Source organism: Sphingobium xenophagum NBRC 107872, from assembly GCF_000367345.1.
Lineage (GTDB): Bacteria > Pseudomonadota > Alphaproteobacteria > Sphingomonadales > Sphingomonadaceae > Sphingobium > Sphingobium xenophagum.
In genome coordinates this window covers 1-10,267 of the sequence record NZ_BARE01000082.1, presented here as the reverse complement: position 1 = coordinate 10,267, position 10,267 = coordinate 1, and the positions used below count along the sequence as shown (strand labels likewise).

9 protein-coding genes are annotated in these 10,267 nt (G+C 62.7%); 1 reads left to right on the top strand and 8 read right to left on the bottom strand.

Going from position 1 to position 10,267, the window contains the following annotated elements:
* The 5 genes from SX1_RS23260 to SX1_RS21075 all read right to left on the bottom strand — a co-directional run.
* A partial coding sequence (locus SX1_RS23260) for a TonB-dependent receptor plug domain-containing protein (RefSeq protein WP_043146267.1) occupies positions 1-686 on the bottom strand: 686 nt, incomplete at its 3' end.
* 222 nt (positions 687-908) lie between these two features.
* A complete protein-coding gene (nov2, locus tag SX1_RS21090) occupies positions 909-2,393 on the bottom strand; it encodes a lignostilbene-alpha,beta-dioxygenase NOV2 (protein WP_019054691.1) in 1,485 nt (494 codons plus the stop codon).
* An 86-nt stretch (positions 2,394-2,479) separates the two neighbouring features.
* Entirely contained in the window at positions 2,480-4,102 is a 1,623-nt protein-coding gene (locus SX1_RS21085; RefSeq protein ID WP_019054690.1) for a GMC family oxidoreductase, read from the bottom strand.
* A gap of 8 nt (positions 4,103-4,110) precedes the next feature.
* Complete coding sequence (locus SX1_RS21080) at positions 4,111-6,285, bottom strand: PQQ-dependent dehydrogenase, methanol/ethanol family (protein WP_019054689.1); 2,175 nt, start codon at positions 6,283-6,285, stop codon at positions 4,111-4,113.
* Positions 6,282-7,196: an NAD(P)H-binding protein gene (locus SX1_RS21075; protein ID WP_026150022.1), complete on the bottom strand. Its 915-nt coding sequence runs from the start codon at positions 7,194-7,196 to the stop codon at positions 6,282-6,284. The genes SX1_RS21080 and SX1_RS21075 overlap by 4 nt, the downstream gene beginning before the upstream one ends.
* Positions 7,197-7,291: 95 nt before the next feature.
* On the opposite strand from SX1_RS21075, the gene SX1_RS21070 reads away from it, so the two are divergent.
* The gene (locus SX1_RS21070) at positions 7,292-7,789 is read left to right on the top strand and encodes a nuclear transport factor 2 family protein (RefSeq protein WP_017183567.1); all 498 of its coding nucleotides are present in this window, start codon (positions 7,292-7,294) and stop codon (positions 7,787-7,789) included.
* 4 nt (positions 7,790-7,793) lie between these two features.
* On the opposite strand, the gene SX1_RS21065 is transcribed toward SX1_RS21070, so the two are convergent.
* From SX1_RS21065 to SX1_RS21055, 3 genes are read right to left on the bottom strand one after another with little or no spacing between them, the layout of a single operon-like run.
* A complete protein-coding gene (locus tag SX1_RS21065) occupies positions 7,794-8,315 on the bottom strand; it encodes a hypothetical protein (protein ID WP_019054686.1) in 522 nt (173 codons plus the stop codon).
* On the bottom strand, positions 8,312-8,725 hold the full coding sequence (locus SX1_RS21060; RefSeq protein ID WP_019054685.1) for a c-type cytochrome: 414 nt from the start codon (positions 8,723-8,725) through the stop codon (positions 8,312-8,314). The genes SX1_RS21065 and SX1_RS21060 overlap by 4 nt, the downstream gene beginning before the upstream one ends.
* Positions 8,722-10,254, bottom strand: coding sequence for an FAD-binding oxidoreductase (locus SX1_RS21055; protein WP_026150021.1), 1,533 nt, complete (start codon positions 10,252-10,254; stop codon positions 8,722-8,724). The genes SX1_RS21060 and SX1_RS21055 overlap by 4 nt, the downstream gene beginning before the upstream one ends.
* Positions 10,255-10,267: the final 13 nt, after the last annotated feature.

Here is a 10,267-nt window from a genome sequence, read left to right as displayed (position 1 = left end):
AGCCCCAGCAGCTTCATATAGCCGTCGACATTTTTCGACACGCCCGACACGCGCAGGAACAGGCTATCGCTCAACGGGATGTTGGCGCTGCCGCGCAGTTCCAGCCGGTCATAGCTGCCATAGGTCGCTTCGATGAAGCCGCCCGCTGTTGCGTCGGGCTTCTTGCTGAACAGCTTGACCGCACCGCCGACGCTGTTCTTGCCAGCCAGCGTTCCCTGCGGGCCGCGCAGCACCTCGACCCGCTCCAGATCGGTGAGGTCCATCACTGCACCATAGGTCGTGCCATAATAAATATCGTCGATATAGATGCCCACGCCCGGCTCCAGCGCAAAGCTGGAATCCAGCTGGCCCACGCCACGGATGAAGGCCGCGACGGAATTGCCCTGAAGGCTGGTCGCGGGAGCCAGAGCCACGTTGGGGGCGAACTGGCCAAGGTCGGTGACGCTGGTCTGGCTGCGCGCGGCAAGGGTTTCGCTGGACACCGCAGTGATCGCGATCGGCGTGTCCTGCAAATTCTGCTGGCGAAACTGGGCAGTGACGATGATGTCGGCGGACTGGTTCGACTGATCGGCCGCCTGTTCCGGCGCGGATGCGTCCTGGGCCAGTGCGGGACCAGCGGCCATCGCGGCCATCATCGCGATGCAAGCGGCATTGCTGCGAAATGCAGACTTCCAGATATGTGACATTATTTTCCTCCCTATTGTCAGTCAGCAAGGCAAAGGGGGAGGATCACCGGACCGCCCATAGGCGATGCCGGTCCAGGCGACGCTTATGCGTCTGCCTTTCCTGCCGTCCTCTGATCCTGCCTGCCCGACTGTTCTGCTCTGACAGTATTTTTGGAGGGAGCGACGGATAAGGCCCACCCCCTCCTCTTCAATAAATAACGATCGTTACGATTTGTCAAGCCGTCACGCGGCTTCACTGTCCACATTCTGGCGCGCATTCGCCAATTGCCGGGCCGATACCCATGCGCCATGAACCTGCGCGCGCATCGGCATGGGCATGGGCACGCGAGCGATCGGCCCGGCCGCAATTGCGCCGGCCTCCACCACCCAAAGTTCGGACTTGAAATCCGCCTCGCCTGCCTGCCGGTCGACGACCATCAGCAGCCAGCCTTCATGGTCATCCTGCGTCGATGGCACATGGACCGGTTCGCTGATCGCCATGCCCGACTCCAGCCCCATCATGTCGATACGACCATTGCCCGGTTCGATCCGCAACAGCGCGTTGAACGCAACCCCTACAGGTCCGCCGGGCAAAGGTGGCCCGCCTTGCGGGTTCATCGACAGATACCAGGCCGCCCGATAAGGCCTTCCCTGATCCGCGTCGCGCAGCCGTGGCATGTCGCCGGGCGGACCAACCAGACGCTCCTCGAACATGTCGCCCTCCTTCGACAGGTCGAAGGTCCAGCGGGTCAACCCGCCCTGTATATCCCGCTGGTCGCGCTGGATGCCACCCGCCTCGCGCATGAAGCCGAAGGCATTGGTATCCGACAGGCAGAGATCGAGATGGACGAAGCCATCCTCCTCATAGGCGTTCACAAGATGGAAGGCAGAGACGCCATTGCGTCCCTTGAACCAGCGCATCTCCTCCACCTTGCCATAACGCGGCATGATGCCGACCCAGCTTTCCAGATCCTGCTGGTGCGCCCAGTGTGCGCCGCCCGCTTTCAAGCGGTCGAGATCGGCCGTGGTGGGGAAGATCGGGAAAATGGCGTAATGTTCGGTGATCGCGAAGTCGTGGATGGTCGAGCAATAGGGCTGATCGAACCATTGTTCACTGATCAGTTTCCCGTCGCGATCAGCGATCGCATAGGAAATTTTGGTCGAACACAGACCATCGGCCTCATAGCCGAAGAAGAACATTTCCCCGGTTTCCGGGTCGACGCGCGGATGGGCCGTGAAGGTCTGGGATTTGAGCGCACCATAATAGTCAAAGCGGCCCAGCGTCTCCAGCGTGTCGGGATCGACCTGATAGCCCAGGCCGTCCTCCTTGGTCATCAGCAACCGGTCGCCGTGCCAGACCGGGGTGGTGTTCGCCACGGTGCGATCGCGACCCGCCACGCTGGCGTCGTCGGTAAAGGGATTGCGATACTGGCCGAACAGGGCGCGCCGCGCATCCTTTTCCAGCCGGTATCGTTCGGTTTCGACATAGCGGATCGCATAATCGACCTTGCCATCATGGATCGCGAATTTCGCGACCATTCCATCGCCCGACAGCACGATGTCATCGTCAAACATCGGCGGATGCGCAGGGTCCGGCACGGCCCGGAAGAAGGCGCCGTCAATTTCCGCGGGGATCGTCCCGATGACGTCCAGATTGCGGGCGGACCATTCGATGCCCACGGGCGTATTCAGTCCGACGAAATGGATGGTCTGGGGATAGTTTGGCATCGCCCTGGGTTCCTTATTCTCTCCTGAAACATATACTAACATTCGTTACTATTATTGCAAGCGCAGAATGTATGCCGGGGCAACCATCATCCTGATGGCTGCATATTGCGACGCAGCGTCTTGAGGACATGATCGGCCCCCTTGTCACCGATCATGATTGCCGTCGCATTGGTGTTACCCGCCGGCAGCGACGGCATCACCGAAGCATCGGCGACCCACAGCCCCTCTACGCCAATGACGCGCAAATCCTGATCGACCACCGCAGCGGGATCGTCCCGACGACCGATCCGCGCGGTCCCGACGGGGTGATAGAGCGGGATGGACGCCATCTTGACATAGTCGCGCAGTTGCTCCGCTCCGGCCAGCGCCGCGCCGGGTCGCAGTTCGCTTTTCACATGGGGCGCGATCGCCGACTGGCGCAAAATATCGCGGGCGATGACGATGCCTTCGACGATCTGTTCTATGTCCAGTTCACTGTCGAGTTGCCGATGCGCGATGACGGGGGGCGCCAACGGATCGGGCGAACGCAGCGTGATCCGCCCGCGATGGCTGGGCCGCATCAGCCCCACGAGCGTCGAGACGGAAGGATTTTTGCGCAGCATCAACCGACCCCGCTCGTCAAAGTCGAAGGCGAAGGCGGCAAAGCTGATCTGGAGATTGGGCACGGGCAAATCCGCCCGGCTTTTGACGAAGGCCTGCGCATGGCCGATCGCCGTGGTCAACGCACCGCGCTTCGCCAGCGCATAGCGCAGAACCTGCCACGCGCCGCGCAACCCCTGTGCGTCGCTGTTCAGCGTCGCGCCATCGACTTCATTGACGACATGGGTACCGACATGATCCTGCAGATTGCGGCCCACGCCCGGCAGGTCGCGCACCAGGTCTATGCCCATCTCCGCCAGATGATCGGCCGGGCCGATGCCCGACAGCATCAGCAGGCGCGGCGTGTTCATTGCCCCGGCCGACAATATGACGCCATGGCGCGCACGCAATGTCTTTTCGACGCCATCCTGACGATAGACGATGCCAACCGCGCGATTATCCTCGATCAGCAGCCGGAGCAGTTGCGCCTCCAGCAGGATCGTCGGCGTCTTGCCGCCACGCCGTTCATGCAGATAGCCGCGCGCCGAAGAACAGCGGGTGCCGTTGCGTTGGGACACCTGGACATAATCGACCCCCTCGGCGCTTTCGCCGTTAAGGTCCGTCGAGCGGGCGATGCCCGCCTGTTGCGCAGCCGCAATCCACTGGTCAGTGATCGGATAGCGCGCGCGCCCTTCCGACACGGCGATCGGTCCGCCGGTCCCGCGCCACGCATCCGCGCCGCGTTCATTATCCTCCATCCGCCGGAAATAGGGCAGCACGGACGCATAGTCCCAGCCATCGGCACCCAACGCCGCCCACCTGTCATAATCCCAGCGGTGACCGCGAATGAACATCATGCCGTTAAGAGCGCTTCCCCCGCCCAGCAGTTTCCCGGCCGGCCAGATGTCTGCCCGTCCGCCCAGCGACGGATCCGGTTCGACCTGATAACACCAGTCATAGTCCGGATTCTGGACAATCGAACTGGTCAGGGCAGGGACGCGCGAACGCATATGCCGATCGGTCTTGCCCGCTTCTATAAGGGTGACGGCCAGCCCGGCTTCCGCCAGCCGCCCGGTCATCGCAGCCCCGGCAGATCCGCCGCCCACCACGATGATATCGCTCTGTTCCATGTATGATCCTAAAAATTGGACATGACGGCGATGCTGGGTGCATCGAGCGGCTTGCCCGCCGCCTTGAGTTTGATTTCCCGGTCACGCAGCGCGCCCTGCTCGGCGATCAGCCAGGCATGGATCGCATCCACGTCCTGCGTCGACAGAATATCGTCCCAGCGCGGCATTCCGCCCGGCAGCAGCAGACCATCGCGCACGATCGCGCCGAATACATCATGGGTCGCAGGCTGCATCCGGCGCAGGTCCGGCGCGGTCGAGCGCAACTGGTTGCTGTGACAGATGGCGCAATTCTGGAAGAAGAGGCCCTGCCCCCGCGCGATCATGGCCGCAGTAACGCCAGGCTTCTGCGCCGGGGGCGCAACTGCGACCTCCAGCGGCGGCAGCGGATCGGGCTTCCTCACCGGCCCGCCGTCCAGTTTGAACACCAGCAGGCGGTTGGCATTGCCAAAGCGATAGGCCGCGGCATAGTCGGGCACATAGCCCCAGCCGCCACCGCCAAAGCCGGTTGCGACAGCGACATATTGCACGCCCTTGACCCGGTAGGTCATCGGCGCGGCCATGATCGAACTGCCGGTATCGATTTCCTTGAGCAGCCTGCCAGTATCAGCATCCCTGACCATCATCTTGCCGCCGATCGTCCCGTGAAAGACCAGTCCCGACGCGGTGGCGAGCGTCCCCATCCGGTCCTGCCATCCCTGCGTCGGAACAGTCCATTTTGCCTTGCCGGTCAACGGGTCGATGGCGCGCAGTTCGGAACTATAGGGCTTGTCCTTCACCCATTGCATTTCCGGCAGCTTTTCGACCTGATCGCGAACCGCCGACGGCAGCGTTGGCAGCACCTGCTGCAACATCGGCGTGAAGATCAGCGTGGTCTGGACATTGAGCGCCCTGGCGCGGCGGGCCTGTTCAGGCGTGCCGGGTGGCGGCCCGAACATGAGATTGCCCATGTCCAGCACATGCGCGAAATAGAGTTTGCGCGTCGGATCATAGGCTGCGGGGTACCAGTTGCGCGCGCCAGCCGAGGCTGGATAGACGATGCGCGGACCGTTCCAAAAGTCGACATTGCCGGGCGTCATCTCCGCAACGCCATCCTTGTCGAAGCCTCTGGTCCAGTTGGTGCGTACCAGAGCATTGATCCGCAGCGGCTTGCCGGTTTCCCGGTCGATCACGAACAAATAGCCATTTTTGGGCGAATGGAGGATGGCGGGGCGGACCTTTCCGTCTACCTCGACATCGGCCAGTACCATCGGCTGGGTCGCGGTAAAGTCCCAGCTGTCGCCCGGCGTTTCCTGATAATGCCATTTGACCGCCCCCGTCTTGCGATCCAGCGCGACGATGGACGAGAGGTAGAGATTTGTGCCACCCTTGGGCGAGCGGGTCTTTATCGAATAGGGTCCGCCATTGCCGACACCGATATAGACAGTGTCGAAGGCGGGATCGTAGTTGATCGCGTCCCATACGGTGCCGCCGCCGCCAATGTCCCAACGGCTGTCCTTGTCCCAGGTCTTGAGCGCGGCATCGAGTGCGGGATTTTCCTGCGGACCGGCTTTGGGATCGTGGGGCACGGTGAAGAAGCGCCATGCCTGTTTGCCATCAGCGACGCGATAGGCGGTAACATAGCCGCGCGTGTCATATTCCGCGCCTGCATTGCCAATGATGACAAGGTCACCTGCAACCTCTGGCGCGCCTGTGCTGGTATAGCCGCGCGTGTGATCTATGATCGTATCGACCTTCCAGACGATCGCGCCGGTCTTGGCATCGAGCGCGTAGAGCTTTCCGTCGAGGGCGCCGACCATCACCTTGCCATCGGCGATGGCAACGCCGCGATTGGCCTGATCACAGCAGGCCGAACGGTTGGCCTGCATGTCGACCTCCGGCTCGAAGGTCCAGAGCGACGCTCCCGTTGCAGCATCCAGCGCATAGACCCGGCCGAGATTGCCGCTGGTGTACATGATGCCGTCGACCACGACCGGCGTGGCTTCCTGCACCCGGTTGGTGCCAAGGTCGTGCGACCAGGCCAGGCCCAGCCGCGCGACATTGCTAGCATCGATATCGGTAAGGCGGGAAAAATGGCTGCCGTCGACATCGCCGCCGGTAAAGGGCCAGTCGTCACCCGCACCGCCCTGGCTGCCGCCGCTCGCGCATCCCGCCAGCATCAGCAGGGCAAATAGCGCGCCTCTCACAGCGGCCAGCTTGCCTTGTGCGCCAGCATGACCTCGCGCAGCGATTTGGGTTTGCGACCCGTGATCCGTTCGACGCAATCGGTCGCCTTGGCAAAATAGCCTTCGCGGATCGACTGGCCAAAGGTGACCATGTCATCGCTCGACCAAGGGATTGGTCCATCAGGCATGATGTCCGACGCATGACGGGGAATGCCCAGAGAATCGAAATAGGCGAACATGCCATCGTCATCGACCGGTTCGACGATGATCGGCTTGCCGGCCATGTCGCTGGCCATTGCCATGGCCTGCGGAATGGTAATGAGATCCGGGCCGGTCAGCGTGTAGGCCTTATTCTCATGGCCCGGCTGAGTCAGCACGCCAACGGCGGTGGCGACACAATCGTCGCGGCTGACAAAGGCGACCGCACCGTCGGCGCAATTGTCCGGCTTTGTCCCGGCCACCAACGCGGGAATGACCATCGCCGCGGCAACCGCCTCGGCATATTGGCTGTCGCGCAAATGGGTCCAGGCAGCGCCGGACGCCTCGATAATCTCTTCGGTCGCGCGGTGATCATATTTGACGATGGCGGGATTGCCCGGTTCGTCTGCGGCGATGATCGAGGTGTAGACGATATGGCGCACGCCCTGCGTGACCGCTGCCTCCACCGCGTTACGATGCTGGCCGACCCGCGTGCCGACGCGAGCGGTGCTGATCAAAAGCATCCGTTCGCCCCCAGCCATGGCGGCGGGAAGGGTCGCGGGATCATCGAAATCGGCGAAGCGGACGTCAGCGCCCCTGGCGGCAAAGTCGGCTAACTTAGCAGGAGTGCGCGATAGCAGGATGACGTCTTGGGGAGCGACCTTGTCCAGCAAAAGCGCCGCGGCGGCGCGGCCGAATGCGCCGGAAGCCCCTGAAATAATGATCTTTCCCATGCAGCCCCTCATCTGTCTTTCTTATCGACGGTTGCGCATAATAGTAACGAATGTTATTGTTGCGTCAAGAGAGTGAAAACAGGAGAGTGACCATCATGCCAAGCCTGCCCATCGAAGACCGGATCGCCCTGCAGGATCTGATCGCCGCTTATAGCTGGGCGCTGGATACCGGCGATGTCGATGCGCTGGTCGCCTGCTTCACGCCCGATGCGCGGATGGTGGAGGAAGTGTTTGACGATCCCGACATCTGGGAAGGGCATGACGGGATTCGGGGGATTGCCGAACATTATCGCAATGCGCCAGGCTTCCCCGGTCGCCAGCATCATGTGAGCCAAATTCAATATATGCCGCAGGCGGATGGCAGTTGCATGATGCGGTCCTTCGCTTTCGTGACGGAATGTGAAGGCGAACCGCCCTATCTGCTGCGCTTTGCAGGCTGGTATGACGATCATGCGGTCAAGGGCGATGATGGCGAGTGGCGTTTCCATCGTCGTACCGTGCGCCTGTGGGATGGCGCGGTGCTGAGCAAATTTCCTGGCCGGGGCGAGTGGGTGCCGCGCAAGCGCCCCGACTCGCTCATCATCAAGCGCTAGGGGTTTAGCGGGACCGGATCAGCACCCAGCTGAGCGCCGGTTCCGCCATCCCCGTAGCCGGGACGACGGCGCATTTCTCCACACCGCCCAGCGCCAGTTCGGCGAAGGCTTCGGGCCAGCGAGCGCCTGCAAGCCGCGCCAGCGTGCCGATGGTCGCGCCATCGGGCGCGCAGATCGGCACCATGACGCCGACGGGGCGATGCAGGACCAGCGCAATGCGGCGATAGCCTGCCTCCGCCGCGATTTCGCCGATCAGCAGTTCATCGCTACGCCGGGTGACGCCGAAGAGCGATGCCGGCTCGCTGGCCAGCAGGCCGCGCAATTGGCGGACGCGGTCCCCTTCCAGCGCCAGCGATGCGCCGCCCAGCGCCGCCGCCCGCACGGCGAAACGATGCCCCGCGCCAAGGCCTGAATCATGCAGCAGCAGCGGCCCGCCAGTTCGCGCAGCCATAGCGCCGCCAGAACCGGCGAGGGCGGACGCAACCGCCGCGCTGGCCAGAAAGTCGCGTCTTGTCACAATCGTCATTGTCCCCCCTCCCCGGCGCGTGCCAAATGCCTGGCGATCAGGTTCATGTCGGCGTCGCTCACTTCACCACGCGGAATGGCGGGCATGTTGCCAATGCCCATGCGCGCGGCCTGCACGACATAATCGACGGTCAGGTCGGTGCGCTTTTCCAGCAGTGGTTGATCCGTCCGGCGAGCAAGCAGGCCTGTTCCCATGCCGCCTGGGCCGTGACACATTGCGCATTTTTCCAGATAAAGCCGCTCGCCCGGTCCTGCCTTGGGCCGGGAGGAGACGGTTTCCGGCGCGGGCAGCGGTGGTGGCCCCTTGGACGCTTCCGCCGGTGGCGACGCGCTTTCATTCGCGCGACCGCACGCCGCCCCGGCCAGCACCAGGGCGGATGCCGCCAAAGTCATCCATCCGCGCCGCATCATGCCCGCCCTCCTGCTTTCCGCGTGGGCCAGATGCCACTCTTGCCCGGCGCGATCACGCCGTTGGGATCAAGCGCGTCCTTGACCTTGCGGTTGATCTGCCACAGCGACCCCTTGTTGAAATCATAGGTGGCAGCGACCGCATCCATATAGTCGAGATGGGTGCGATATTCGCCATAGCCCTGCGCCTTGGCGTCAGCGATCAACTGTTTGAGGAAGGGATCGACCCTGCCCATCAAGGCAGGATCATCCTTGTTGATCAGCACCGCATTGACGTTGATGAGATGGCGTTCGCCAAAGGCGAAGCTGGCCTGATAATCCATGCCATATTCCTTGTAGCGGGCATAGGTGCGCTGGAACTGCGCCATCGCCGCTGCGCCCGATTGCGGCAGGATGGGCGAGAAGCCGACATGGCCGCCGCGTCCGCCATGCCAATTGGCATTTTGCATCGGCATGGTCAGCGGCGTGCCGGTCCAACCGCTCGCCTCCATCGGCTCACCCGTCTTCCAGCTTGTCGGGCGCATCGCCATGGGCTTGAGCGCGGACATCGCCTGTTCCAGCACCGCATAGGCCGCCTTGTTCACCGACTCGCGACCATAAAGGCGCAGGCTCACGCCCCACCAGCCGACATTGAATTTCTTGCGAATAGCGGCAATCACCTCATCGCTCAGAGCGCCGGGCTTGTCGGTCCACTGATCGCGCGTCGTCAACACCGCGGCTGCGCGCAGCCAGTTGCCGATGGTGGGCGACTGCTGCAACAGCCCTTCGCGTCGCAACGGCGCAATTGCGTCGATAAGCGGCCCCAAATCCTCTGGCCGGTCAAATTCCAGATCCATGCCCATCAGCGATTCCGGCGCAGGCATCAGCCACAGGCCCATTTTGGTCACGATGCCGAAATTGGACTGGACGAACATCTGGTCCCAGCTTGGACCAAAGCCGAAGCGATACAGCTGCCAAGTGGGTGCGCCGTCCAGTGCGCCCATGCCCGTGCGCACGACCAGCCCGTCGGCCATCACCGCTTCGATGCCGCAGATGCGCGCGGCATGTTCGCCATAGGGGGTATAGCCCACCCCCCGGTCAAGCGCATTGCCGACCACCGATCCCCAGCTGTTGCCGGGCACCGACAGCCAATGTTTCATGCCCTTCGACTTCAGGAAATCATAAAGATCGTAGAAGCCTACCCCTGGTTCCAGCAATACCGTGCCGTTCGCCTCGTCATAGTCGATTTTCTTCATGCGGCTCATGTCGAGGACGATAGAACCCGCCAGTAGCGGGGCGGAGCCGCCATAGCCCAGATTCTTCCCCCGGCTGATCGGCCAGAGCGACAGGCCACGTTCCGACGCGACGCGGACAATCGCCTGCACCTGTTCCACCGTGGTGGGCGCGACCGCACCGGCGGGATGATGCAGGGCATCGTCGATCGCGAACTTGTCCTGATAGGCAAGCTGGTCCGCTTCATCGAAGAACACATTATCCTTGCCAACGATCGCAGCGAAGGCGGCGATGACGGAGGGCGAAAGGGGTTGGGCCATATTGTTGTGCCTT

What these genes read in the sequence shown, in the direction of transcription:
- SX1_RS21065 (WP_019054686.1), bottom strand. Translation starts at nt 8,315, where the DNA reads ATGACGATTGTGACAAGACGCGACTTTCTGGCCAGCGCGGCGGTTGCG.
- SX1_RS21075 (WP_026150022.1), bottom strand. Translation starts at nt 7,196, where the DNA reads ATGGGAAAGATCATTATTTCAGGGGCTTCCGGCGCATTCGGCCGCGCC.
- nov2 (WP_019054691.1), bottom strand. Translation starts at nt 2,393, where the DNA reads ATGCCAAACTATCCCCAGACCATCCATTTCGTCGGACTGAATACGCCC.
- SX1_RS21055 (WP_026150021.1), bottom strand. Translation starts at nt 10,254, where the DNA reads ATGGCCCAACCCCTTTCGCCCTCCGTCATCGCCGCCTTCGCTGCGATC.
- SX1_RS21070 (WP_017183567.1), top strand. Translation starts at nt 7,292, where the DNA reads ATGCCAAGCCTGCCCATCGAAGACCGGATCGCCCTGCAGGATCTGATC.
- SX1_RS21060 (WP_019054685.1), bottom strand. Translation starts at nt 8,725, where the DNA reads ATGATGCGGCGCGGATGGATGACTTTGGCGGCATCCGCCCTGGTGCTG.
- SX1_RS21085 (WP_019054690.1), bottom strand. Translation starts at nt 4,102, where the DNA reads ATGGAACAGAGCGATATCATCGTGGTGGGCGGCGGATCTGCCGGGGCT.